Source organism: Bacteroides sp. LFL-34 (assembly GCF_027257075.1).
GTDB lineage: Bacteria > Bacteroidota > Bacteroidia > Bacteroidales > Bacteroidaceae > Bacteroides > Bacteroides ovatus.
On sequence record NZ_JAPQKZ010000043.1, the window covers coordinates 1 to 26,250 of the forward strand.

The following is a 26,250-nucleotide window of genomic DNA, read 5'->3' on the forward strand; positions in this document are numbered from 1 at the left end:
TGAAATTCTTATGCCTAAAGATACAAAATCTTTAGGTAATAACAAAGCCCCAGCTTGTGAAAGTCGGGGCTTTGTGCGTAAAAAACAGAAGGTGTGCATTTTGACACACCTTCCACTTTTTATATAAAATCACTTCTGTGGGAGTATTTCAATCCAGTAATCATCCGGGTCATTAATGAAATAAAGCCCCATGGCAGTGTTCTCAAAACATACACAATTCATTTCTTTGTGATAGGCCCTGATTGCATCGTAATCACCGGCTACACGAAAACATAGGTGACTTTCGTTTTCCCCCAGTTCGTATGGAGCAGTATGATCTTTGAGCCATGTCAATTCCAATAGGAAACCAGTTTCATTATCTGTCAGGTAAACCAGTGTGAATGAACCGTCGGATGCTTCTTTCCGATGATGTTCTTTTAAGCCGAGTGCTTTCTCATAAAAAGCGATACTCCGCTCCAGGTTTGTAACGTTGATATTAAAATGGTCAAATTTACTTTTTATTTCCATTGTTGCAATTTTCCTTATTTTTTCATTAAGAGTTTCACAATTTCTCCAACATAGGTACGGGGTTGTCCGGCTTGCGGAGTTGTCTGTGAAGGCATTTTCTTACATTCGATAACAGCTGAAGGAGTTGTCTGGTTCGGGGCATACAATTTCAGTGTATAGCTGTCTGCCTTTTCTATTGCCTCATAAGGTTGGTCGGGTGAAAGTGTGCAATATGCAACAGCTTTTCCTGATTGATAACCTAATGCACCACCTGCATTTGCAGTCATATTGGTCATGTTGAACTCATCTTTTCCAATACTGATTACTAATTTACCACTTCCCATTAAGGCATATACTTCGCCCGGAATTTGTTTCAAATCAATTTCTGTATAACCCGGCATATCTGTGGAAGCTTTGCCTACTGGAGTAGCAGGAGTGAGAGTCGCAGCAGGAACTGTAGTTTGAACGGGTTCGGCGGTCGTCACTTTAATATCAGTCTTTTTATCTGTGCCACCAATGATAATCGGGCCTGCGGCTGCAACGATTGATGGAGTTTGTTGCTCTTCTTCTTTCTTCTTTTTCTCTGTCTTCGGACGAGTATCAGGTGCTCCGAAAGCTACTGCTACATCCATAAACATATCATCTGCGAAGTCTACAGTTTTTCTACGCCATTTAGCCAGGCCGCGCACTAATTTGGTCTTTGCTTTATTGAGCGCATATTTATCAGTAATCCATTCTTCCGCTTTGTATTTCTCTGTTTCGCGATAAGTGAAACGGATTTTCTCAAGCTCTACTAGGCAGTTGCCGGGTTTACAGGTAACGGTAATCTGATAGTTGACCAGTGTACGGTCTAATGACAGAGCACTGGAACTGAAAACAATCCATTCTTCTCCAACACCGGCAATTGTTCCCTTTGCTTCGTCAGAGAAAACAATGCGGCTATCAATATTTTTATTTTCTTTCAGACGTTCGTCCATCCACTTTGTCATTGTGTCGTAGATTTGTGCCTGACTCATTCCGGGAATCTGGAACTCTTTGGAAAATACTACTTTACCATCTACTTCAGGAACAGCTCCTACAAGGTACCTGGTGTCATCTTTCTTCTCTTTTGCAGAATCTGCCTTCATCGCCATCGGCAATGCAAGGAACAGGGTAAGAAACAGAATCGTAAATTTATTCATAATTATCATGTGTTTATTTGGTAATCTCAAAACTTTCGCCCCGATGGGTGATGCTGATAAAACGGCATCCGGCATTTTCAGCAAAACTACGAAGCGCATTTCCCCCCTCATAATCTTCACTGAAGTGCATGGGCACAAATATAGTAGTTTTTATTTGTTCGATGAACTGTTTTGCCCCTTTCATGTAATCTTTTCCCATTCTCCGATCCACCGGGAATAGTATTAAATCGATGTTTGGCGCTTTTTCTTTTAAATATTTAACTTCTGCAAGGAAATCACCATTGGCTTTTCGGATCTCTTCTTCAGTAGATTCCTCACTCCAATGCCAGTTGTTCAAGTCGCCGGCATGGAAAATACTCCAATCTTGCAGGTGAAGCAAGAACGAACTGCCGACATCCGTTGAGCCGAAAGCATCGATACGAATTGTCTCGTCTTCGTATGTTTCTCCTTTTTTAATATAGAAAGCATCTTCGGCTTTGGCACGATGGGATTTCAAGATATCTTTGGAGAAAATATATTGAATGTCGGGGCGTTGTTTTTTCCAGGTCAATATCTCACGGTTAAAGTGGTCGGGATGGAAATGGGTGGCCAATACATATAGTTTACCCGGCCTTTGCAGGAGATAATCATGTACGATTCCCCGGTTATGTTCCGTTTCGGAAGAATCTTTGTAGTAATCGATGATAACGGTTACACCTTCCATTTCGATGGCGAAACCGCTGTGATAAATATAATCCAGTGTCATAAGCTGACTATTTTATAATTGCAATATTACGTATTCTAGTTGGAGTTGCCAAGAAAAATCGACGAAATCAAGGAGCAAGACGACTGATTTTCCATTCCCCGTCCGGTTGCAGGGTATATAGAAAACGGTCATGCAGACGGTTGGGGCGTCCTTGCCAGAATTCAATCCTTGTAGGGGTAACGGCATATCCGCCCCAATTATCGGGCCTCTCCACTTCTTTTCCGATCCACCGGGCTGCCTCCCTGACAAAAGACCGTATTAATTGCATTCGGCTTGTTATAGGTTGACTTTGGGGAGAAATTCGTGCACCGACCCGACTTTTATAAGGACGTTTCCGGAAATATTCATCCGATTCTTCCGGAGGAACTTTCGTCGCTATTCCCTCTATATGTATTTGTCTTTCGAGGGCGTGCCACACAAAAGAGAGGGAGATATACGGATTTTGTGCCAATTGCCTGCCTTTACGGCTTTCATAATTGGTATAGAAGACAAATTTTCCATCATGGAGCCCTTTTAATAATACGGTACGCGTGGACGGTCTCCCTTCAGGAGATACGGTTCCTACAATGACAGCAGTTGGTTCATCCACCTCTGCGTCAATTGCTTCTTGTAGCCAACGGTTGAAAAGCGAAAGCGGGTCGCCCGGAAGTTCATTTTCCCGCAACCCGCCTTTCGTATATTCCTGTCGGATATCTGCTATGTTTAATTTCGCCATAAGATTATCTGGCAGTTTTAGTTCTTAATTTCTAATGATGGAATCACATAGGTACTTCTATTAATAGAATATGTGAATCTTTCAGTGTCTCCAGTTCGAAACTGTTGGTATCGTAAACACCCATACCGTCCCGGCGTTTCAACACTTCGCCATCTACTACAATTTCTCCTTCAATGAGGAAAATATAGACGCCTGCATGACTTTGATGCATGTGATAACCCAGTTCCTTTCCGGCTTCTACTTTACCGATTGAGAACCAGGTGTCTTGCAAAAGGGAAGCAGGTGTACTGCCGTCAGGAGATACGATGACTGCCAGTTCATTCGGACGTTCCAACTCTGTGATACTGAAATCCTGATAAACGGGACGGGTGTTCCGTTCTCTTGGCATAATCCAGATTTGCAGGAATTCTACCGGTTCTACAGGGCTTGCATTCACTTCACTGTGGAAGATTCCCGTTCCGGCACTCATTGTCTGAATTTCTCCAACAGTAATGATGCGGCTGTTCTTCTTGCTGTCTCCATGTTGCAGATGTCCTTTCAGAGGGATGGAGATAATTTCCATATTCTTATGCGGGTGAGTCTGAAAACCTTCTCCGGGTGCAACTTTGTCATCATTCAATACGCGAAGGGCACCGAAGTTGATACGATTGGAGTCGAAGTATTCGTCAAAACTAAAAGTATGGTAACTATCCAACCAATCGTACTGGGAATGTCCTCTTGTATCTGCTTTGTGTATTACTTTTTTCATAAAATCTGTCCTTTCTCTTATTTGTTTATATGTTTTGTAAACAAAGAAAGGAGCTTAAAAGTTTTATTTCTTCACTTCATTTAGCAAAGGCTTATGATTGATAAAATCTTTTATGTTTTGCAGGGTGGTCGCCGCAATATTCTCCATCGCTTCATGTGTGAAAAAAGCTTGATGAGAAGTGACTATCACATTGTTGAATGAAAGTAAGCGGGCGAGTACATCATCGTCGATGATGCGGTCGGATTGATCTTCATAAAAGTATTCGCTTTCTTCCTCATATACGTCCAGTCCTGCGGAACCTATTTTCTTGTTCTTCAACCCTTCAATCAGTGCATTGGTGTGAATCAGCTGTCCACGGCCGGTATTGATAATCATAACTCCGTCTTTCATTTTGCTGATAGAGTAGTCGTTAATCAGATACTTGGTCGCTTCGGTGAGCGGGCAATGCAAAGAGATGATATCCGAATTGTGATATAGTTCGTCCAGTGAAGTATAAACTATTTGTTCTTCACGGGCGAAGTTATGGTCCGGATAGAGGTCATAAGCCAATATGTTCATTCCAAACCCTTTTAAGATGTGAATCAGTATTTTCGCGATTTTTCCTGTACCGATGATGCCTGCTGTTTTTCCGTGCATATCGAATCCCATCAGACCGTGCAGGGAGAAATTACCATCTTTGGTACGCCAGGAAGCACGGGGAATTTTCCGGTTTAGCGATAGCATAAGAGCTACGGTGTACTCTGCAACGGCATAAGGAGAGTAGGCAGGAACCCGTACTACGGTAATTCCGGCAGCGGCGGCAGCATCTAAATCTACATTATTAAATCCGGCACAGCGTAGTGCCAATAGTTTTACTCCGTTGGCTGCCATCACACGGATTACTTCTGCGTCGGCAACGTCGTTCACAAAGATGCAGACAGCATCCACTCCTTGTGTCAGTAGTACGTTGTTCTTATTCAGATGCCCTTTGTAGTAGCGTATCTCAAACCCGAACTCTTTGTTTTTGTCATTGAAAGAGGACTCATCATAAGGCTTTGTGCCGAAAAATGCAATTGTATAGGCCATAATATTATTCTATAAATTATATAATATTAAACGTTGGAACAGGTGAATTTGTTTAATCAATCCATCATTCGAAAAATAGATTGTTTCATTAGAAACAGTTTGATTTTTCAATTAAAATGGCGGATAAATGAAAATAAGTGCACAAATATGTGCTCCCTGTGCAATATTGTTATATCTTTGCGCCGAAATAATTTTAAAAAAGATTTAGATGAGAAAAATTTCGTTGATTGGTCTTGCAATGTTGATCGTTTCAATTCCAACTTTTGCCGGAGATTATCTAACCAATACGAATCAGAATGCTGCTTTCTTACGCATGATAGCCCGCGGCGCTTCCATCGATGTTGATGGAGTTTATAGTAATCCTGCCGGACTGGCATTTCTTCCCAAAGATGGTCTTCAAGTAGCACTTACTATTCAAAGTGCATATCAGACCCGTGATATTGCTGCAACAAGTCCTTTATGGACCATGGACGGACAGAATACTGTACGTAAGTATGAAGGAAAAGCTTCTGCTCCCGTTATTCCTTCTATACATGCTGTCTATAAAAAAGGCGATTGGGCGTTTTCCGGTAGCTTTGCCATTGTAGGTGGTGGCGGAAAAGCTTCATTTGACAAAGGTTTACCTATGTTTGATGCGGCTGCTATTAGTCTGGTAAATACAATCGGTCAAGGGATGCTGTCTCCTAATCAATATACTATTAATTCGGCTATGGAAGGTCGTCAGTATATTTATGGTTTTCAATTAGGAGCAAGCTATAAAATTAATGAGCACTTCGCAGTTTTTGCTGGTGCACGTATGAATTATTTTACGGGTGGCTATAAAGGTTTCCTTGATATCAATTTGAAAGAGGGTGTAGCAGAACAGTTGGGTGCTGAGATTGTAAAAAAACTAATGGCCGCCGGTATGACTTTAGAGCAGGCACAACAGGCAGCATTACAAAAGTCGCAGCAGCTGAATGATGCGAAACTTAAATTAGACTGCGATCAGACAGGTTGGGGATTGACACCGATTATTGGTATTGATGCTAAGTTCGGAAAATTGAATCTGGCTGCAAAGTATGAGTTCAAAGCCAATATGAATATTGAGAATGATACACATGACATAACTGCTCCGGATGCTGCCGCAGATTTTATGGCACCTTATCAGAATGGTGTGAACACTCCGAGTGATCTTCCTGCTATGCTTTCTTTAGCTGCAAGTTATGAGATCTTGCCATCATTGAGAGCATCGGTAGAATATCATTTCTTTGATGATAAGAATGCCGGTATGGCGGATGGCAAGCAGAAAACACTGAAACATGGTACACACGAGTATTTGGCGGGTGTTGAATGGGATATCAATAAACTGTTCACAGTCAGTGGAGGTTATCAGAAAACAGACTACGGATTGAGCGATGCTTTCCAATCGGATACAAGTTTCTCTTGTGATTCTTATTCAGTTGGTTTCGGAGGCCGTATTAATTTCACGGAGGCATTGAGCCTTGATGTTGCTTATTTCTGGACTACGTATAGTGATTATACTAAAGAAAATGTACGTGGATTAGGTGCATCTATTGATAAAGACGTTTATAGCCGTACCAATAAAGTATTTGGCGTGAGCGTGAATTACAAGTTCTAAATTTCTAATCCTTTATATGTATATAAAAGCCGTCTCGGACATGATGTTGAGACGGCTTTTTTGTTTTACTGTTCTATGTTAGTTTAGAAAGAATATTGCACCAGCATATTCAACCGGTTGGCATGACGGGTTGCGGAACTGAAATCAGTACGCCATCCTCTTAAATATTCTACGCCCACTTGCAAATTACTGCTTACATTCCAGAAAGCATTAGCCACTAAATACTGTCCTTTACGATAGGATTCCGGATTTTCACTTGGATATCCGTTTTCAGAATAAAGTCTGGATAAACTATATGTACCGGATATAAAGATGCTCGGACAAAGGTTGTATTGCAGCCCTGCATACCATCCCAGCATTGGGAGAACCTGCATTTTTCCCTCATTATCAGGATCGGGAACGATATCTACGTTCAGATTACTTAAATCGTTCAGGTAAGATCCGATACCTTTTCCATAATTAAACTGTCCGAATGCCTGTAATTTCTTCGTAATATTGAAAGTTGTAGATGCTTGCAGACCGAAGCCGGTGGCGGAATAGGCTTTCTCATGAACGTTACTTGAGTAAGTCATACTACGGACAATAGCACCTAATTTAACGTGACTGCTACTATTCCAGTTATACTGTACGGAAGTGGCAAAGTCCGGCATTCGTTGGGTGTTGATAGACAAGTCATTGTTGGTTGTACCGTCTACTGAAGGCATTTCCATTGAAACACCGAATTTCCAGTTTTTCAACTTATCGCACATATAGCTCAATTGCGTAGTGCGGTAAAAGGCTGATCCGTTAGGACCTGCAAAGTCGATGGTAGGAGGCAGTGCGGAGAGGTCCATGAACGAACCGTAGCTGTATCCGATCGTGAAACCGAGGAATTGCGCATAAGCATTCTGCAATTCAAAGGTTTTTCCGTCACCCCGGAAGTTTCCGGCTGTGTAGACAACGAAGTCTCCCAGATGTTTCGTACGTCCTACCAGTTTGAGGAATAGGGTAGAAGTGGTGATGTCCATCTGGAATTGATTCTTGGCAAAATTGCCGCTTCCGCGTTGTGGAATCAATGCCGGATAGAAATCGACATCATTTACGATACCGTTAAAGTCATACTCTGCTGTTGCACGAACATATCCTCCGATACCCAGGGCAAATTTCCCTTTCTGGTCGGTTAGCAGGAAACGGGGAGCATTCGGGTCGTGGAAACGCATCTGCGAACGGTCGTTCATGATTCGGATGATTTCATCTCCTGCTTTGTTTTTCGAAACAAACATGATAGAATTCGGTTCTTCATCTTCGATGACTACCTTCTGTTGTGCATAGGCACAGAGGGGGAAAATTCCTATCCCCAGTAGCATAGCTACCATTTTAAAGCTTGTTTTCATTATCAGTTAAGTTTTAGGTGAATGCCCAATGAACAACTAAAAAAAGAAATGGTTGAGAGGGGCAAAGGAAAAATTGCCAAACTAATCGGAAGAATTGCTATTTATAATGATTCTAAAAAAACGGACCTTTGTATCGTACTAATTAGATAAAGGAAATACGACGATGGAAAAAGTTGATTTTACTCAAGGAATATTAGCGATACAACCGGATTTGCATCGCTTCGCATATAAATTGACGGCAGACCGCGAATCTGCTAATGATTTGGTTCAGGATTGTTTGTTGCAGGCATTAGATAATCAGGAGAAGTTTACGTATAGCAAAAATCTGAAGGGATGGATGTATACGCTTATGCGTAATATTTTCGTGAACAACTATCGTCGCACAGTTCGTGAAATGAACCTGATTGATGATAGTTACTCCATCAATCAACAACATCTGATAGAAGATGAAGATGCTGATAGATTCGAGTTTACGTATGATATGAAACAGTTGTACCGGGTGATACATTCCATACCGGAAGAGATGAAAGTGCCTTTTCAGATGTTTGTAGCCGGATTTAAGTATAGAGAAATTGCCGAAAAATTAGGATTGCCGATGGGAACGGTAAAGAGCCGTTTGTTTTTCATCCGTAAGCGGTTGAAAGAGGAATTGAAAGACTTCTCCTCTTGATGCGGATGCCTGATTGAGTGATGTGTTTTTAAGGTCAAAGTGATGAGCCTTCCTGTCAGAATACGACGACTGACAGGGAGGCTTATTTTTTCTTCAATTATCGGGAAGACAGATTCTGGTAAGATGAATGTGATAATTCCAGTTTTATTTTTTACCTTTGCACTCCGAAAGAATAAAAAATGTATGATGCCGTGAATAGCGGTCGTGTATTCTAGAACACCACGTAAAAAACAGGAATTATGAAAGAAAAAGTATCTGTACCCTTTATGCTGCTGGGCATTCTGTTTAATGTCTGTCTCATTGCAGCCAATCTTCTTGAAACAAAAGTAATTCAGGTAGGTAGTCTGACCGTGACAGCCGGATTATTGGTTTTTCCTATTTCTTATATTATTAATGATTGTATCGCCGAGGTTTGGGGATTCAAGAAAGCGCGGCTCATCATTTGGAGCGGTTTTGCCATGAACTTCTTCGTGGTTGCTCTTGGGTTGATAGCTGTTGCCATTCCGGCTGCTCCTTTCTGGGAGGGCGAGGAACATTTCAATTTTGTGTTCGGTATGGCTCCCCGTATTGTGGCTGCCAGTCTGATGGCTTTTCTGGTAGGCTCATTTCTCAATGCGTATGTGATGAGTAAGATGAAAGTAGCCAGTCAGGGGCGTAACTTTTCGGCCCGTGCCATCTGGTCGACTGTTGTAGGTGAGACTGCCGATTCATTGATTTTCTTCCCGGTAGCTTTTGGTGGAGTTATTGCCTGGAAAGAACTGCTTATCATGATGGGGATTCAGATTGTGCTGAAATCCATGTATGAAGTTATTATCCTTCCGGTGACAATTCGTGTGGTGAAAGCAATCAAGAAAATAGACGGTAGCGATGTTTACGACACCAATATCTCTTATAATGTATTGAAAGTCAAAGATATTTAATATAGAATATGAATAGAGAAGCAGCATTGGTTGTGTTTAGTGGTGGGCAGGATTCTACCACTTGTTTGTTTTGGGCAAAACGCAACTTTAAGAAAGTATATGCCTTGAGTTTTCTTTATGGTCAGAAGCATCAGAAAGAAGTGGAGCTTGCACGGGAGATAGCCCGGAAAGCGGAAGTGGAATTTGATGTGATGGATGTTTCCTTTATCGGACAGTTAGGTCATAATTCATTGACCGATACTACGATGGTGATGGATCAGGAAAAACCTGCAGATAGCGTTCCTAATACCTTTGTTCCGGGACGTAATCTGTTTTTTCTAAGTATCGCAGCAGTATATGCCCGTGAACGTGGTATTAATCATTTGGTAACGGGAGTTTCTCAAACAGATTTCAGCGGTTATCCCGATTGCCGTGATGCCTTTATCAAATCTCTTAATGTAACTCTCAATCTGGCTATGGATGAACAATTTGTGATTCATACCCCTTTGATGTGGATTGATAAGGCAGAAACATGGGCATTGGCCGACGAACTGGGGGTATTGGAACTGATTCGCACCGAGACTTTGACCTGTTATAATGGCGTTCAGGGAGATGGTTGCGGACATTGCCCGGCTTGTACATTGCGTCGGGAAGGATTGGAAAAGTATTTAAAAAGTAAGAATCAATAATATCTCTACATAGAGATTAAAATGCGTTTTTTGCTGTCATCTGTCACATTGTTGTAGATAAATGTTTGATTATAAGATTTTTAGTTTGTGACAGCAAGTAGTGACAGCAGCTAAATTTGACATTTTGCCGTCACATCTATTGTCACCGGTAAGTTCTAATTAATAAATGATAGTAGTACAGTACAGAATGTATTGGCTTAGATTAGTTTCAACGGTAGGAAACTAAAGTTTCTAACGCTTGAAACTATAAGTTCCAAGACTTGAAACAGTTTGTTCCAAGTAATGAAACACTTTGTTTCAAGGCGGGAAACACATTGTTTCAGGCAATGAAACACACCGTAACAAGTAAGATGAGGAGAAAGCAAACGTAGGATAAGAGTTGATGGTGATAGGTGATAGATGCGGTGATAGGTTGTGAAATGAATCCTTCACCACTAAAACCTCGATGAATAAGGCGTTTGAGGCAGGACGGTGATAGGTGAAAGAAGAAATGCGTTTTTTTGTTTAGAGTAGAGGTTGTAGTTAATGAGTGCAATGACAGAATTAAAAGACCAACTTTCCTTATTAGGAAGAAAAACCGAGTATAAACAAGATTATGCTCCTGAAGTACTGGAAGCCTTTGATAATAAGCATCCTGAAAATGATTACTGGGTACGTTTCAACTGCCCGGAGTTCACAAGTCTGTGTCCTATTACCGGACAGCCGGACTTTGCCGAAATACGTATCAGCTACATTCCTGATATAAAAATGGTAGAAAGTAAGAGTTTGAAACTCTATCTTTTCAGTTTCCGCAGTCATGGAGCCTTTCATGAAGATTGTGTGAATATCATAATGAAAGATCTTATCCGATTGATGAGTCCCAAATACATAGAAGTAACGGGAATATTTACTCCTCGTGGTGGTATTTCCATTTATCCGTATGCCAATTATGGTCGTCCGGGAACAAAGTTCGAACAGATGGCAGAACATCGTTTGATGAATCGGGAATAATATAAATAAAAGAATTCACTAGCTAAAAAGATCGAATATGACTCATCATGTGCCTGCTGAATTGCAAAACTATGTTCGGCAAAGTATTATTCCTCAATACGCTAACTTTGATAAAGCGCATCAAATTGACCATGTAGAAAAGGTTATTGAGGAAAGTCTGAAATTAGCGACGCATTATGAAGTCGATTATTCGATGGTTTATGTCATCGCTGCTTATCATGACCTGGGGTTGTATGAAGGACGTGAATTTCATCATATAACCTCCGGCAAAGTGTTGTTAGCCGACGAAACTTTGCGGCGTTGGTTTACGGATGAGCAGCTGTTGCAGATGAAAGAGGCGATAGAAGATCATCGGGCTTCCAATAAACAGGCTCCCAGAACAATCTATGGAATGATTGTTGCCGAGGCTGACCGAATTATTGATCCCGAAGTCACTTTACGCCGTACCGTACAATATGGGCTGTCTCATTATCCGGAGATGGATAAAGAAGAGCAATATGCCCGTTTTCGGAAACATCTAACTGAAAAATATGCAGAAGGAGGGTATCTGACGTTATGGATACCCCAATCGGATAATGCCGGACGGTTGGCAGAACTTCGTCAACTAATTGCGGATGAAAAAAAACTTTGTAGAGTTTTTAATAAAATCTATGAAGAAGAGAATAATACAGTTTTGTGAAATATAGCTGTTAGCTTGCGTTCGATTCATTTTTTATTTTTATCTTTGTCATATTTAAGGATTGCAATACGATAGATAATGGAAGAATATATTACTCGATTTTCAACATATCTTTTTTGGGATGTCAATAAAGATGATTTGGATATGGAGAAGCATTCACAATATATAATAAAGAGAGTGCTTGAATATGGTATGTTGCAAGATTGGAATATTGTAAAACAATATTATGGACTTGGGAGAATCGTCGAAATAGCTAAGGGGTTTCGTGAATTGGAGCCTCGGGCTTTAGCTTATCTTTCTGCCATTTCACAAACTCCTAAAGAACAATTTAGATGTTACACTTATCAACGGTCGAATCCACAACACTGGAACTTTTAAAAAAGTTGCAACAGTTACCTGTACTTTGTAATACTCGTCTAGTCGGTGGTACTGCATTAGCTTTGCAATTAGGACATCGAAAGTCGGTCGATTTGGATTTTTTTGGTCAGATTAATGTAGATTCTCAAGATTTGAAGGAAGCTTTGCGAACACTTGGGACACTGACTATCTTAAATGATTCTAAGAATATACACATTTACGTATTGAATGAGGTTAAAATAGATATCGTGAACTATACTTATCCTTGGCTTGATGATGTCGTATATAAAGATGGGATACGTTTGGCAAGTCCTAGAGATATTGCGGCAATGAAAATTACTGCTATTGAAGGGAGAGGTACTAAAAAAGATTTTGTAGATATTTACTTTTTGTTGAAAAAGTATTCATTGAAAAATCTATTGGATTTCTATTCTCAAAAATATCCTGACTCATCTTCTTTTATGGCTATGAAAAGTTTAGCTTATTTTGAAGATGCGGAGGAGGAGCCAATGCCTTATATGTTTGTGGATGTATCTTGGGACGAAATTAAAAAGTCTATTTTGTCTCGTTTATAATAGTATATGAGATAAGTTACTATTCATGATGATACGGCCCTCCATTCAATATAGTCATCGCCCGATAAATCTGCTCAACGAATATCAGCCGGATCATCTGATGTGAGAAAGTCATCTTGGACATTGAAATCTTTTCGTGTGCCACTTGATAAACTTTTTTAGAAAAGCCATAAGGCCCTCCGATAATGAATACCAGTCGTTTGTTGACCGTGTTCATTTTTCGCTTCATATATTCGGCAAACTCCAGAGAACGCATTTCTTTTCCGTGCTCATCGAGCAATACCACCACGTCGCCCGGTTGGAGAGCTTTCAATATCAGTTCCCCTTCCTTTTCTTTCTGCACTTCCATTGAAAGACTCTTCGTGTTTTTCAATTCAGGAATCACTTCCATGTCAAAAGTGATAGACCGTTTAGTGCGCTGGATATAGTCGTTGATAGCAGTTATATAGTGTTGTTCTACGGTTCGTCCTACGACGAGCAAGGTTGTTTTCATACGTCTACAATTCTGATTATTGCACAAAAATAGGCATTTTTTATGTTATTCTGCAATTAATGCTTACCTTTGCCTATCATTAGTTGAAAGTTTAAGCCTTTAAACTTCAACTTAAAAGCTTGTAATTATGAAAAAACGAGTGCTCGTAGGAATGACCGCATTGCTTCTTTCCCTCTCGTTGCTAATGGCGCAAGAGATACCGGCAGGAGTGATTACGGCATTTAAAAGAGGAAGCTCGCAAGAGCTAAGTAAGTATATGGGGGACAAGGTAAACCTGGTGCTCCAAGGTCGCTCGACAAACGTTGACAAACAGAAAGCAACAGCTGCGATGCAGGAATTCTTTACGAAGAATAAAGTCAGCGGATTTAATGTGAACCATCAGGGAAAACGGGACGAATCGAGTTTCGTTATCGGTACGTTGGCTACTACTAATGGGAACTTTCGTGTGAACTGCTTCCTGAAGAAAGTGCAGAATCAATATTTAATACATCAAATAAGAATTGACAAGATCAATGAATAAGGAAAAAGAACTGATCGACAAGTTGATCGATCTTGCTTTTGCAGAAGATATAGGTGATGGCGATCATACCACCCTTTCATGTATTCCCGCTACGGCAATGGGAAAATCAAAATTGCTTATCAAAGAAGCCGGTGTGTTGGCTGGCATCGAAGTAGCTAAAGAAATCTTCAACCGTTTTGATCCTACCATGAAAGTGGAAGTGTTTATCAATGACGGAACAGAAGTGAAACCGGGTGATGTAGCAATGGTAGTGGAAGGAAAAGTGCAATCTTTACTTCAGACCGAACGCCTGATGTTGAACGTGATGCAGCGTATGAGCGGCATTGCAACAATGACCCGTAAATATGCAAAGGTATTGGAAGGTACAAATACCCGTGTGCTTGATACCCGCAAAACAACTCCCGGTATGCGTATCCTCGAAAAAATGGCAGTGAAAATCGGTGGCGGAGTAAACCATCGTATTGGTCTGTTCGACATGATTCTTCTGAAAGACAATCATGTGGACTTTGCCGGAGGTATCGACAAAGCCATCACTCGTGCCAAAGAATATTGCAAGGAAAAAGGTAAAGACCTGAAAATAGAAATAGAAGTCCGCAGCTTCGACGAACTGCAGCAAGTTCTTGATCTCGGCGGAGTAGACCGTATCATGTTTGATAACTTCACTCCCGAAATGACAAAGAAAGCAGTAGAGATGGTAGCAGGCAAATACGAAACCGAATCTTCGGGTGGTATCACCTTTGATACTCTTCGTGAGTATGCCGAATGTGGCGTAGACTTCATCTCTGTAGGAGCTTTGACTCATTCAGTGAAAGGACTGGACATGAGTTTCAAAGCATGCTGATAGTATAATAAGCGGTGAACTGTAAGCGGTGAACGATAAACAGTAAACGGTGGATATTTTGTAGCATGATTATGCGCAGCTTTGTTCATCATTTACCGTTTATCGTTCACCGTTTTTTCTTTCCCGTTTATTAATTATCTATCCTTTAACTTCTTTTAGCAATATCCATTGCAGCATTCCTCAAACTCTCGCGTCTAATGAGCAAACGACGCAGACATACGTTCGATTTTAAAAAAAAGTAATTGACTTTGGAAAACGAGATAGAACTGATAAAGGGCTGTCGGGCAGGAAAGGATTCAGCCCGAAAGGAACTTTACACTCTCTATTCCAAGCAGATGCTGGCGGTATGTTTCCGCTATACGGGCGATATGGATGCGGCGCACGATGTACTGCATGACGGTTTCATCAAGATTTTTACCAACTTTTCGTTCCGGGGTGAGTCTTCACTTTGTACATGGATTACCCGGGTGATGGTTACTCAATCACTCGATTTCCTGCGACGGGAGAAGCGAGTCAGCCAGTTGGTAGTGCATGAAGAGCAGTTTCCCGATATACCGGATATATCGGATTCGGGAGGAGGGGCTGGAATCTCCGAAGAGCAGTTGATGGCTTTTATTGCCGAATTGCCGGATGGTTGCCGAACCGTTTTCAACCTTTATGTGTTTGAAGAGAAATCGCACAAGGAGATAGCCAAGATGCTTCATATTAAAGAGCATTCATCTACTTCGCAGCTGCACCGGGCCAAATATTTGTTAGCAAAAAGAATTAAAGAGTATAGAAATCATGAAGAAAGAAAATGATGAAATAACCGATCTGTTTCGCACGCGTCTCGCTGATGCCGGGATGAGTGTACGGGATGGCTTTTGGGAAGAGCTCTCGCAGGAAATTTCTGTGGCTTGCCAGCATCGTCGTCGGATTCTGCTCTTCCGTGTAGCGGCTGCGGCATCTGTATTGCTTGTTTTGGCAGCCTCGTCGGCTACTTTCTTGTATTTCTCTCCAAAGGAGGAAATGGAAGAAGCATTTACAAAGATAGCCGTGACGAATGGAGGACAGATGGATGGAGATGGAATACGCGTCAATCAGTTGCCGTTGCCGGTAGAACCGGTGTTGCCGAAACCGGCTCCGAAATCTTACGGTATGCTGTCGCAATATACGGAGGAAGAAGATTCTCTTTCAATCACTTTCTCTATGTCGTTTTCTTTTTCTTCCACTACTTCTACGGGAAATGGCAACCGATATGGTAATCAGGGGCATAATGGTTATTGGCAGGCAACAAACGGTAATACAGGATCATCTGTCGCTTCGGAAGAACAGTCGAATGTCGATATGTCTCAACCCAAAGCAGTGAAAAAGCATCGCTGGGCGATGAAAGTTCAAGTGGGTACAGCACTTCCGGCAGATAACGGTACTTATAAAATGCCGGTTTCCGCAGGGGTGACGGTAGAGCGTAAGTTGAACGATTTTCTTGGCATAGAAACCGGATTACTCTATTCGAACCTCCGTTCTGCAGGGCAGCATTTGCACTATCTGGGAATCCCTGTTAAAGTGAACGTGACGTTGGTAGATACGAAAAAAATCGACCTTTACGCTACTGTAGGAGGAATAGCCGATAAATGTATTGCCGGTGCACCGGACAACAGTTTTAAAGAAGAACCTATCCAGCTGGCAGTGACTGCCGGTATTGGAATCAACTATAAGATTAATGACCGACTTGCTGTTTTTGCCGAACCCGGAGTTTCGCATCATTTCAAGACAGATTCGAAACTGGCTACGGTACGAACGAAACGGCCGACTAATTTTAATTTACTTTGCGGACTTCGCATGACGTATTAATCCTTATGAAAATGAAAAAAACACTACTAATGCTGTGGATGGCTGTTTGCCTGATCGTATCCTTTACAGGATGCACCAGCGAAGAAATGGATTATAACAATCCGGATGTTGCTCTTTTTGTGAAGCAATTGAAGTCGGGTACGTACAAGATGAAGAATGAAAAAGGGGTGGTGGAGGTTCCTCATTTCACGGAAGAGGATATCCCCGAACTTTTAAAATATGCAGAAGATCTGACTATTATCCCTTCTTTTCCGTCGGTTTATAATATGAACAACGGTAAGATTCGGTTGGGTGAGTGTATGCTTTGGGTGATTGAATCTATCCGTCAGGGCACACCTCCGTCATTAGGTTGCAAAATGGTATTGGCGAATGCTGAAAATTATGAAGCAATCTATTTCCTGACCGATGAGGAAGTACTCGATGCAGCCGCTTGTTATCGTAGTTGGTGGGAAGAACGCCAATATCCGAAAACGAGATGGACAATTGATCCGTGCTACGATGAGCCGCTTTGCGGATCGGGTTATCGTTGGTGGTAATAAAGGGGAAGAGCCTTCGGAAAGTAAAAAATAGGAAACATTCATGTGGGAACATTTGTTTGTATCAGCAGTCTTTTGCTGCTGACAGGGGATTATTACGCTCAAACGATAGGCTCTCATACGTGCAAATGTATATGAAGTGCTCCGAAATATAGGTAATGAAAGAGTAAAAAGGATGGATGGATTAAAACGGTTTATAACAACGATGGCACTGTGCTTGACTGCTGTATTTGCATATTCGCAAGTATGGACGGCGCAAGATTCTTTGCATTTGAAGAAATTGCTGGAGAGTGACCAGGAGTTGCATTTAAATATGGATGCTGTGAAATCGATTGATTTCGGAAGCGCAGTGGGTACTCCCCGGATGTCGGAGGAGAAAAGCTGGATGATGCCTGACGAATCGCTTCCTGAAGCGTTGCCTAAACCGAAAGTGATGTTGACTCTGATGCCATATAAAGCGAATACCCGCTATAACTGGGATCCCATCTATCAGAAGAAGATAAAGATCGATAAAAATACCTGGCGGGGTGATCCTTTCTACGAGATACGCCATCAAAGATCTTATTCAAACTGGGCACGCAATCCGATGGCAAAGGGAATGCGTAAGTCGTTGGATGAGATACAGGCGAGTGGGGTGCGTTTCCGTCAGTTGGGTGAACGTGCTAACGGAATGATGGTGAACACGGTAGTGATGGATGCACCTATTCCCTTGTTTGGTGGGAGTGGAGTGTATATCAATGGTGGAACTATCGGCGGACTTGACCTGATGGCTGTCTTTACAAAAGATTTCTGGAATAAGACGGGACGGGATAACCGTGCCCGCACATTGGAAGTGTTGAGAACTTATGGAGATTCTACCACTGTGTTGATAAATAAACCAATTGAACAGATTGCCCGTTGAAGGCGTTATAATGATGTGTTGATGTAGCAATGCGCTAATGTGCTGACTAGAGAATGTTTGTAATTGAATAATTAGTATATTTGTGTGTTGTTATGTTGGCGCATTGTTATATAGCTTTGTCGCTATTATTGGTATCTTAGTATATTAACACATAGATAAATTATTGGTTATGAATAGAATTACTTCTCTTCTGGGTATTCGGTATCCTATTATTCAAGGTGGTATGGTGTGGTGCAGCGGTTGGCGTCTTGCTTCTGCTGTGAGCAATGCCGGTGGACTGGGATTGATCGGTGCCGGTTCCATGCATCCGGACACTTTACGCGAGCATATCCGTAAATGTAATGCGGCCACGAAATTGCCTTTTGGTGTAAACATTCCTTTGATGTATCCCCAGATAGAAGAGATTATGAATATTGTGGTGGAAGAGGGAGTGAAGATTGTTTTTACCTCTGCCGGAAATCCGAAAACGTGGACTGGGTGGTTGAAAGAGCGTGGAATAACGGTTGTTCATGTTGTTTCTTCTTCCCGTTTTGCTGTAAAATGTGAGGAGGCTGGAGTAGATGCGGTAGTGGCAGAAGGGTTTGAAGCCGGAGGGCATAATGGACGCGAAGAAACAACGACTTTCTGTTTGATTCCGGCTGTACGTGAGGCTACAACATTACCTTTGATAGCTGCAGGAGGTGTCGGCACAGGGGAAGGAGTATTGGCTGCTATGGTGTTGGGAGCCGAAGGGGTGCAGATAGGAACCCGTTTTGCTCTTACTGAAGAGAGTTCAGCGAGTTCGGTATTTAAAGATTATTGCTTGAGTCTCAGAGAAGGGGATACTAAGTTGTTGTTGAAAAAGCTGGCTCCAACACGTTTGGTAAAGAATGCTTTCCGCGAAGCGGTGGAGAAGGCTGAAGATAGTGGAGCTAGTGCTGAAGATTTGAGAACTTTATTAGGACGGGGGCGTGCTAAAAAAGGAATCTTTGAAGGTGATCTGGAAGAAGGGGAATTGGAGATCGGACAAGTTTCGGCAATCATATCCCGTCGGCAGTCTGTGGCAGAAGTAATGAACGAATTGGTAGCGGCTTATCAACGGGCGGCAAAGAAAGATTATTTATTTTAAAGATATAGCTCACCACAGAGTAATACAAAGTCTTGCAGAGTTTTTTAAAGGTTATCAATCGAAGACGTAAGACATTGAGATAGCCTTACTTTGAAAAAAAGAAAGAACTCTGTAAGACTTTATATTACTGTATGGTGAAAATGCATAGTTACAGGTTGATAGGATCGTACTTCAAACCAAATACGTCGGCAACGGCCTTATAAACGATTTTTCCTTCTACGATATTTAATCCGAGTGCTAATGCTGGATTCTCTTTGCAGGCTTTTTTCCATCCCTTATTTGCTAAAGCTATCACATAGGGGAGGGTAGCATTGGTTAGTGCAAGGGTGGAAGTGTAAGGTACAGCTCCCGGAATATTAGCTACTGCATAATGAACGATTCCGTCTACAATATAGGTCGGTGCACTGTGGGTGGTCGGGTGAGAGGTCTCGAAACATCCTCCCTGATCGATTGCTACATCTACTAATACTGTGCCGGGCTGCATTATTGAAAGCATCTCTTTGGTAATCAAATGTGGTGCTTTATCACCGGGAATCAGTACAGAGCCGACAACTAAATCAACATCCGGCAATTCTTTTCTGATTCTTAGTTCGGATGCGTACAATGTCTTTACATTCTTCGGCAGTGTCTCGCTCAAATAGCGTAGACGTGCCAGATTTATATCTGTAATAGTGACATCTGCCCCCATTCCAGCAGCCATTTGTGCAGCATTGCTACCTACAACTCCACCTCCTAAAATTAATACTTTAGCTGGTTTAACACCTGGTACACCTCCCAAAAGGATACCTTTTCCGCCTTGCGGTTTTTCCAGAAAACGGGCGCCTTCTTGGATAGACATACGTCCGGCAACTTCACTCATGGGAATTAATAAAGGTAATGAGTGGTCTGCTTCTTCTACAGTTTCATAAGCCAGGCATATTGATTTGTTAGAGAGCATAGCAAGGGTTAATTCCTTGTCGGAAGCAAAATGGAAATAAGTGAATAGTAACTGTCCTTTTCTTATTAAGTTATATTCAGTGACTATCGGTTCTTTCACTTTTACTATCATCTCAGCAGTGGCGTAAATATCTTCTATTGTTGGCAGGACATGTGCGCCGACAGCTTGATATGCTTCATCCGGAAAACCGCTATTTACTCCCGCTGTATGTTGGATAAACACCCGGTGCCCTTGTTTTACCACTTCGGCCACTCCTGAAGGTGTCATGCCTACACGGTTCTCATTGTTTTTGATTTCCTTTGGTACTCCGATAATCATAATGTTACGTATTAAAGATTTAACATGTTCGAAAGTACGAAAAATCCCCTTACGTTGTTATTCGTAAGGGGATGTTTTAGAACAGAATGCCTTGCGTGTTGAGATGAATAAATGCGTAGAGTGGTTGTTTTATAGACATTCACTGCCCTGTTTGTTGATTTTCATGCTTTTTCCATAGAGACCCACTCGAGCTATGTTGTTATAAAAGGGTTCTGCAATATCGTACTTAAAAGGAAGTACTTCTTCATTGTCTTTGTTTATATACCCCCACTTGGACGACTGACTTTCAATACAAACAGCAGCCAATCCTTCAGAGAAAGAGCGTCCATTATCATATTCCAGGGGAATGACAACTTCTCCTTTCTTGTTAATGAATCCTATCTTATTGTGTAGCGAGACGAGAGCTAATCCTTCCGCGAATTGTTCTATTTGACTGTAAGTCGGTGGAAGAATGTAGTTTCCTTGTCTGTCAATCAATCCCCATAATCCATCGTGGCATACCCGTGCACATTCTTGTTCAAACGAGTGAGCGGCTGTGTATTTAAACGGAATCTGTATTTGTCCGGTATGGTCGATGAATCCGTATTGAGAATTGAGTACTACCATCCCTAATCCTTCTTTAAAAGAGAAAGCCCGTTCGTACATTAGAGGAATGACAACGTCATATCCTTTATTGATGTATCCCCATTGGATTTTTCCTTTTACCGGAGCCAATCCTTCGGAGAAACGGCCAATTGCCGAGAAGCGCTTTTTCTTATTAGCTACCCCATAAGCTAAAAAAGAAGCGAAGAACTTTGTAATAGTGCTGCTCATTACCTTTATTGTTTGTGTGGTAAGCGTCCGGATACCATATATATACAAGAGAAGCGTGGACGTCGTTAGTTCATTCTATTCAAGGCTCTGGTAAACCTATTGGGAAATGAACAACAGAGTCCACGCCCTTGCATATAACAAAGACGTGAACGCTTAGTTGCCATTATCTCCCCAATTAAAGAATTTACCAGATTCTGAATAGAGATAATATTCTAAACGCTTCTACGTTATTAATCGTAATAAGTCGCTACAAAGATACGGATTTCTTGTTAAAGAACAATGCTTTTAGGGGATAAAGATTTAATGGTGAATGAGGTAGGTGTACAAAATGAGAAATGGCTAATAGATAGATTAAAAAAAGCTCCTTTTACGCTTTAGGTAAAGGGAGCTTTTTAGTCTATGATGTCAGGCGGTTTGTTTCTATGAAAAATGCTTGGTTATTAGTTTAAAAGTCCGGGATTAGCATCAATTGCATCTTGTGGAATACGCAATGTGTAACGGGAATCATCTTGTACAAGTGTGTAGGTTACATCTTCAATTTCTTTTTTGATTTCCGGTCGGGTAGTTCGGCGTAAATCAAACCAACGATGGCCTTCAAAAGCAAGCTCGCGAGCACGTTCTTTCAGAATTTCTGTGACTAGCTTTTCTTGGCTCATCGCATTTATTTCATTCTTTTTCTGCTCATAACCTTCTGATGTATAACGATTCTCTATTAGTTTCAAGAGCCGGGTACGTGCTTCAGGTAATTTGTTTAAATGTGCAGCAGCTTCTGCTGAATTTAAATAAAGCTCTCCGGTGCGGAAAGTACATTTGAATTTAGATTCACCACTTTTGATGGAAGTATAATTTCCATTTTTATTTGCTTGATAATACTTGTTTGGACGTAGATCTTTTCCTTCCTCATATTCTTGTAAAAATGAAGGGTAAAGTAAGAGTGATCCGGCATAATCGCTATTTGGAAAAACTTCATAGGCAGTGATCATTTCTACAGATGTAAATTCATTAGGAAGTTTGCCTCCTTCATCATTTAGGTTTACCAATGTCGATTTTCCGGCTAATACACGTTCCGAAGCTTCATAAGATTTGCTCCATTCACCCATGTATAAATATACCCGTGATTCCATAGCATCTACTGATAATGTTGAAAAACGGTATGAATATTGAATTTCCCATTCTTTTTTATTAATCAGTTTCCGTGCTGTTTCTATATCAGATAAAATAGAGGTATATATTTCCTTTACAGTATTTCTTGATGGTATTTCTTCTAAATCAGTATTGAGTTTTAGAGGAACTGCTTTGGTTTCTAATGCTCCGGTAGCTGTATAAGGTTGTCCATAAAGATTGACCAATATGAAATGCATATATGCTCTCATGAGGTAAGCTTCTCCAACTAATTGATTAATATCTTCTTGGCTTCCTTCTGATATTTCATCTTTTTTATCGATGATTGCGTTGGCATAATAGATATTGGTATAATAGGCCGCCCATCCAAATTGTCTCGTACTTGCATTCGGATTAACATCATTCCATTTTTCAACATCTCCTAAAGAATTTTTGGAAGTGGCATCAGACTGTAATATGGTTGCGATATCTGTTCTGATTTCGCATATTCCTCTGTCATTGAGTGCTGTATTGTAAGCTGTTGTGAATAAAGCTCTGTATTCAGCTAGCGTATTGGGAATTACTTGGCCTACTGGTTGTATGTCCAAATAACTATCACAGGAAGATAATAACAGGCTTCCTATTAATGTGAATATATAATATATTTTCTTTGTCATAATATATTTTTTAAAAGTTAAGACTTAGATTGAAGGTAATGGATTTGGGAACTGGGGTAGAGTATAGGTTGCCCATTGATTCCGGATCCATATAATTATCATAATTAGAGCTGATAACGAATAGGTTACGAGCCTCTAATCCTACAGTTGCTCCGCCGATACTTAGTTTATGAAGCCATTCGGATGGAACCCGGTAAGCAAGACGTATATTTTGTAGACGTACAAAGCTTAGCTTTTTTACCCAGATATCCAGTGATCTGTAAATGTCATTTCGAGTACTGAACAAGTAGTAGTCGGCCGGATTGTAATTGTACGTTGCTAATGCAGGGAACTTTCCTGTTGTATTTTCCGGTGTCCATCTATCCAGTATGTCTCTATTCATATTGCGCCCTGGGTCTAAGTCAGATACATTATAACTTGGAGTTGTTTTTACGTGTGCTCCAAAATTATATGAAAAATTCAGATTCAGTTCCCAATTTCGGTAATTGAACGTATTTAGAAAACCGCCTGTGTAGGGAGCATCTGACGTTCCAACATAGCTGTAAAAGTCTCTTTGTTCTTCAGTACTTGGTCCTATTTGGTAAGTGCCAAGACCATCTTCATTCGATGTCATTCTGAATAACTCTTCTACAGTGACAGCTTTCCCCTCTTTATTCTCAAGATAGATTTGTCCTGTATCAGGATTTATACCTTTTGTTTTTAGTGCAAAGATTGCACCTACGGGATATCCTTCCAGACTAGGAGTCACTTGGCTTTTATCTGTAAGTACTTTTAGTACTTTATTTTGATTATATGCGAAGTTGAAAGTAGTGTACCAAGAGAAGTTTTTAGTGGTGATATTACGTGTCTGCAGGTTTATTTCTACACCTTTATTTTCCATACTAGCCCAGTTTATAGACATATTAGTGAATCCATTTTCTAAAGCTAATGCTTTAGAACCAATTAAGTCTGTTCCTTTTCTATAGTAGTAATCTACACTAAGATTGATGGCTTGATTGAGTACAGAAAAATCTATTCCTAGATTGTAAGATGCTGTTTTTTCCCAGCGTAATTTACTGTTGGGAGCACTATTGATAATAATATTTTCTTCACTGTAACCTGGTAAAATATTCACATTATCATATTTTCCGACTAGGAATGGAGAGGTTCCCTTATCAATATTTCCTTGTAAGCCATAAGAAAGGCGAAGAGCTAAATTATCAATCCATTTGTATTGTCTAATGAACGATTCATTAGATAAACGCCACAAACCGCTTACCGAATAGATTGGTAAGAAACGGTATTTCTTATCTACTCCGAATAAATCAGAACCATCCATGCGCACACTTCCTCCCAATGTATAACGATTCATTAAAGTATATGAACCATTGGCAAAGAAAGAAGCAAAAGCGTTTTCCTTGTACGATTTAGTTTTTAGATTCCAATCATTGGCTTGTGCTTCATCTTTAAATATGAGATTCTGGAATGTTAGTTTCTTGGGATCATATCCGTATCCGGTTGAGGCTTGGTTGTCTACCCAGTTTTTGCGAATTTCCGAACCAGCCATTATTTGTATGTCATGTATATCCCCAAATGTGTTTTTGTATTCTCCTTGGATTTTCCATGTGAGTTGTGAGGTTGTACTATTAGTTGTTTTAAGCATGCCTCCTTCTGGTATAAGATAGGTTTGTACACCATTTTTCCAATATTTATTGGTTTCACGTATATTCCTAATATTATATGAATTTATCCCGGCATATTCTTCTTGCGACAATTGATCCCATTGCACACCAATCTGTGAATAAACTTTCCACTGATCGTTAAAACGTAGCTGAACATCAAAGATAGAATTGATGGCTGTGGTGACAGATTCTTTATTGGTGTTTGCTCGTTCTTCGAATATATTAAAGCCTTGCTTTTCATCTGTTTCATTACTTCTGACTACGTCGTAATCGTAAAGGTAGTTTCCTTGTTCGTCAAACGGAGCAAAGTAAGGGTTGGCGATACGTGAATAATATATAGGGTTAATAAGTCCGTAAGTATCAGTCATAAATGTGTTATTCTTGCGTCTGTTGGCAAAAATAGACATTCCAATTTTTAATATTTTGTTGATTTGGTAAGACGTTTTACTGGTCAGATTAAAACGACTCATGCTTACACCTGGTACATTTCCGTTTTCTTTGACATAACCAAGTGAGTTGTAATAAGTAACCTTTTCGTTACCACCAGAAATGCTAAAGTTATATTCTTGCGTAAAAGCATCTCTGAATAATATATCATTCCAGTCTGTATTGATTGTTTTCAGTTTGTTTATAGCATTTTGGGCTTCAGGTGTCAGTCCGTTCCACCCCTGTTCTTTATAGATGTCTATTAAGTTATATTGTTTCATGATAGCAGCAACTTTTCCTTTTTCAGGAAATACCGGTATCGGATCTGTTAATCCCCATAATATGTCAAACCGTGCTTCTTTTAACAATTGAAGTTCCAAATCGACTTTCTCTTCCGAGTTTAGTAAGTTGAGTCGTGAAGTATTGAGATTTGGAGTATAAGTCAATTTGGTATTGAAGTTAATAACAGGTTTTCCGGTTTTTCCTCTTTTGGTTGTTACCACAATTACGCCATTTGCAGCACGTGCACCATAGATAGCAGTAGCAGCTGCATCTTTTAATATCGTAATGCTTTCAATGTCGTTTGGACTTAAACCTGCGATAGAAGATTGTGACATATTTACGATGTCATTATCGTTATCTTTGTTGATTTCTGGAATATCAGTCCCTTCCAATGGTATTCCATCCAATACCCACAACGGGTCTTGTGTTCCATTCAGTGAAGCCGTACCACGAATACGAATACGTGCAGGAGCTCCTGGTGCACCGGAAGTTGTCGTAACGGCTACACCCGCAACTTGTCCGGCTAATGCCTGGTCGATGCTTTTTGCTGCGCCTACCATTCCGTCTGTAACGTCTACTTTGGCAATGGCAGCAGTCAGTTTACGACGTTCCAGTTCTTGATAACCGGTTACTACGACGTCTCCCAATGTGTGTGCAGAAGCTTGAAGTACAATACGATAAGTATCTTTTCCTGCTTGCAAAACGATGTCTTGTTCTTCAAATCCTATATAACTACAATGTAACCTAGTCACCTTTTCCGGAATGGAAATGGAGAATTTACCATCCATATCAGTGATAGTACCTAGAGAAGTCTGTAATGCTCCGGCCTTTTTCAAGTCATCTGCGTTAACATATACGGAAGCGCCGATCAGAGGTTCATTATCTTCACCGGATATAACGACTCCGGTGATTGTACGATTAGCAGCGCTGGCAAAGGCCAGCGCATTTGCAAAGAGGCATATAAGAATGCACAAGTATTTTTTTCTCATTAATGTAGATAGTTAAAGTAATAA

Annotated in this window: 27 protein-coding genes; 15 read left to right on the top strand and 12 right to left on the bottom strand. The window is 40.7% G+C overall.

Going from position 1 to position 26,250, the window contains the following annotated elements; translation table 11 throughout:
* Positions 1–129: 129 nt before the first annotated feature.
* From N5O98_RS21085 to N5O98_RS21110, 6 genes are all read right to left on the bottom strand, one after another.
* The gene (locus tag N5O98_RS21085) at positions 130–507 is read right to left on the bottom strand and encodes a VOC family protein (RefSeq protein WP_004304308.1); all 378 of its coding nucleotides are present in this window, start codon (positions 505–507) and stop codon (positions 130–132) included.
* A gap of 14 nt (positions 508–521) precedes the next feature.
* Positions 522–1,667, bottom strand: a complete 1,146-nt coding sequence (locus tag N5O98_RS21090) for a DUF4468 domain-containing protein (protein ID WP_052588002.1) — start codon at positions 1,665–1,667, stop codon at positions 522–524.
* Positions 1,668–1,680: 13 nt separating this feature from the next.
* Positions 1,681–2,412 carry an MBL fold metallo-hydrolase gene (locus N5O98_RS21095; RefSeq protein WP_061447745.1) on the bottom strand — a complete coding sequence of 244 codons (732 nt, stop codon included), beginning with the start codon at positions 2,410–2,412 and terminating at the stop codon, positions 1,681–1,683.
* A 67-nt stretch (positions 2,413–2,479) separates the two neighbouring features.
* The gene (pdxH, locus tag N5O98_RS21100) at positions 2,480–3,127 is read right to left on the bottom strand and encodes a pyridoxamine 5'-phosphate oxidase (protein ID WP_004300774.1); all 648 of its coding nucleotides are present in this window, start codon (positions 3,125–3,127) and stop codon (positions 2,480–2,482) included.
* Positions 3,128–3,170: 43 nt separating this feature from the next.
* The gene (locus tag N5O98_RS21105) at positions 3,171–3,875 is read right to left on the bottom strand and encodes a pirin family protein (RefSeq protein ID WP_061447744.1); all 705 of its coding nucleotides are present in this window, start codon (positions 3,873–3,875) and stop codon (positions 3,171–3,173) included.
* Between the two features lie 63 nt (positions 3,876–3,938).
* Positions 3,939–4,940, bottom strand: a complete 1,002-nt coding sequence (locus tag N5O98_RS21110) for a 2-hydroxyacid dehydrogenase (protein ID WP_004304300.1) — start codon at positions 4,938–4,940, stop codon at positions 3,939–3,941.
* Positions 4,941–5,148: 208 nt separating this feature from the next.
* Between N5O98_RS21110 and N5O98_RS21115 the strand changes: the two genes are divergently transcribed.
* Positions 5,149–6,558, top strand: coding sequence for an OmpP1/FadL family transporter (locus tag N5O98_RS21115; RefSeq protein WP_022200189.1), 1,410 nt, complete (start codon positions 5,149–5,151; stop codon positions 6,556–6,558).
* A gap of 83 nt (positions 6,559–6,641) precedes the next feature.
* Here the strand turns inward: N5O98_RS21115 and N5O98_RS21120 are convergent, their stop codons facing one another.
* Complete coding sequence (locus N5O98_RS21120) at positions 6,642–7,931, bottom strand: DcaP family trimeric outer membrane transporter (RefSeq protein WP_004321443.1); 1,290 nt, start codon at positions 7,929–7,931, stop codon at positions 6,642–6,644.
* Positions 7,932–8,094: 163 nt separating this feature from the next.
* Between N5O98_RS21120 and N5O98_RS21125 the strand changes: the two genes are divergently transcribed.
* From N5O98_RS21125 to N5O98_RS21155, 7 genes are all read left to right on the top strand, one after another.
* The gene (locus N5O98_RS21125; RefSeq protein ID WP_004300768.1) at positions 8,095–8,601 is read left to right on the top strand and encodes an RNA polymerase sigma factor; all 507 of its coding nucleotides are present in this window, start codon (positions 8,095–8,097) and stop codon (positions 8,599–8,601) included.
* A gap of 239 nt (positions 8,602–8,840) precedes the next feature.
* Positions 8,841–9,521, top strand: a complete 681-nt coding sequence (locus N5O98_RS21130; RefSeq protein WP_004321442.1) for a queuosine precursor transporter — start codon at positions 8,841–8,843, stop codon at positions 9,519–9,521.
* 8 nt (positions 9,522–9,529) lie between these two features.
* Positions 9,530–10,189: a 7-cyano-7-deazaguanine synthase QueC gene (gene queC, locus N5O98_RS21135; RefSeq protein WP_004300765.1), complete on the top strand. Its 660-nt coding sequence runs from the start codon at positions 9,530–9,532 to the stop codon at positions 10,187–10,189.
* 534 nt (positions 10,190–10,723) lie between these two features.
* Positions 10,724–11,179: a preQ(1) synthase gene (queF, locus tag N5O98_RS21140; protein ID WP_004321441.1), complete on the top strand. Its 456-nt coding sequence runs from the start codon at positions 10,724–10,726 to the stop codon at positions 11,177–11,179.
* Positions 11,180–11,216: 37 nt separating this feature from the next.
* The gene (locus tag N5O98_RS21145) at positions 11,217–11,858 is read left to right on the top strand and encodes an HD domain-containing protein (protein ID WP_022200188.1); all 642 of its coding nucleotides are present in this window, start codon (positions 11,217–11,219) and stop codon (positions 11,856–11,858) included.
* Positions 11,859–11,936: 78 nt separating this feature from the next.
* Positions 11,937–12,236 (top strand): DUF6922 domain-containing protein, encoded by a 300-nt coding sequence (locus N5O98_RS21150; RefSeq protein ID WP_004311349.1) that lies wholly within the window; start codon positions 11,937–11,939, stop codon positions 12,234–12,236.
* Positions 12,191–12,790: a nucleotidyl transferase AbiEii/AbiGii toxin family protein gene (locus N5O98_RS21155; protein ID WP_022200187.1), complete on the top strand. Its 600-nt coding sequence runs from the start codon at positions 12,191–12,193 to the stop codon at positions 12,788–12,790. Before N5O98_RS21150 ends, N5O98_RS21155 begins: the two co-directional genes overlap by 46 nt.
* Positions 12,791–12,809: 19 nt before the next feature.
* On the opposite strand, the gene rlmH is transcribed toward N5O98_RS21155, so the two are convergent.
* Positions 12,810–13,283 carry a 23S rRNA (pseudouridine(1915)-N(3))-methyltransferase RlmH gene (rlmH, locus tag N5O98_RS21160; RefSeq protein ID WP_061447741.1) on the bottom strand — a complete coding sequence of 158 codons (474 nt, stop codon included), beginning with the start codon at positions 13,281–13,283 and terminating at the stop codon, positions 12,810–12,812.
* Between the two features lie 127 nt (positions 13,284–13,410).
* Between rlmH and N5O98_RS21165 the strand changes: the two genes are divergently transcribed.
* The 7 genes from N5O98_RS21165 (at position 13,411) to N5O98_RS21195 (ending at position 19,022) form a co-directional block, all read left to right on the top strand.
* Positions 13,411–13,803 carry a DUF4783 domain-containing protein gene (locus tag N5O98_RS21165; RefSeq protein ID WP_004326554.1) on the top strand — a complete coding sequence of 131 codons (393 nt, stop codon included), beginning with the start codon at positions 13,411–13,413 and terminating at the stop codon, positions 13,801–13,803.
* Positions 13,796–14,644: a carboxylating nicotinate-nucleotide diphosphorylase gene (nadC, locus tag N5O98_RS21170; RefSeq protein ID WP_004300759.1), complete on the top strand. Its 849-nt coding sequence runs from the start codon at positions 13,796–13,798 to the stop codon at positions 14,642–14,644. The genes N5O98_RS21165 and nadC overlap by 8 nt, the downstream gene beginning before the upstream one ends.
* Before the next feature lie 248 nt (positions 14,645–14,892).
* Entirely contained in the window at positions 14,893–15,444 is a 552-nt protein-coding gene (locus N5O98_RS21175) for an RNA polymerase sigma factor (RefSeq protein WP_032856149.1), read from the top strand.
* Complete coding sequence (locus N5O98_RS21180; RefSeq protein ID WP_004311344.1) at positions 15,428–16,477, top strand: outer membrane beta-barrel protein; 1,050 nt, start codon at positions 15,428–15,430, stop codon at positions 16,475–16,477. Before N5O98_RS21175 ends, N5O98_RS21180 begins: the two co-directional genes overlap by 17 nt.
* An 11-nt stretch (positions 16,478–16,488) precedes the next feature.
* Positions 16,489–17,013 carry a DUF4943 family protein gene (locus tag N5O98_RS21185; protein WP_004304253.1) on the top strand — a complete coding sequence of 175 codons (525 nt, stop codon included), beginning with the start codon at positions 16,489–16,491 and terminating at the stop codon, positions 17,011–17,013.
* A 175-nt stretch (positions 17,014–17,188) separates the two neighbouring features.
* Complete coding sequence (locus N5O98_RS21190) at positions 17,189–17,914, top strand: DUF4858 domain-containing protein (protein ID WP_008774701.1); 726 nt, start codon at positions 17,189–17,191, stop codon at positions 17,912–17,914.
* 169 nt (positions 17,915–18,083) lie between these two features.
* Positions 18,084–19,022, top strand: coding sequence for an NAD(P)H-dependent flavin oxidoreductase (locus N5O98_RS21195; RefSeq protein ID WP_004321438.1), 939 nt, complete (start codon positions 18,084–18,086; stop codon positions 19,020–19,022).
* 148 nt (positions 19,023–19,170) lie between these two features.
* Here N5O98_RS21195 and ald read toward each other — a convergent pair whose 3' ends face one another.
* From ald to N5O98_RS21215, 4 genes are all read right to left on the bottom strand, one after another.
* Positions 19,171–20,277: an alanine dehydrogenase gene (ald, locus tag N5O98_RS21200; RefSeq protein WP_004311340.1), complete on the bottom strand. Its 1,107-nt coding sequence runs from the start codon at positions 20,275–20,277 to the stop codon at positions 19,171–19,173.
* A gap of 129 nt (positions 20,278–20,406) precedes the next feature.
* Positions 20,407–21,090, bottom strand: a complete 684-nt coding sequence (locus N5O98_RS21205; protein ID WP_004311339.1) for a WG repeat-containing protein — start codon at positions 21,088–21,090, stop codon at positions 20,407–20,409.
* Between the two features lie 440 nt (positions 21,091–21,530).
* Positions 21,531–22,868 (bottom strand): RagB/SusD family nutrient uptake outer membrane protein, encoded by a 1,338-nt coding sequence (locus tag N5O98_RS21210; RefSeq protein WP_004304248.1) that lies wholly within the window; start codon positions 22,866–22,868, stop codon positions 21,531–21,533.
* Positions 22,869–22,878: 10 nt separating this feature from the next.
* Positions 22,879–26,226, bottom strand: a complete 3,348-nt coding sequence (locus N5O98_RS21215) for a SusC/RagA family TonB-linked outer membrane protein (RefSeq protein ID WP_022200184.1) — start codon at positions 26,224–26,226, stop codon at positions 22,879–22,881.
* Between the last annotated feature and the right edge of the window lie 24 nt (positions 26,227–26,250).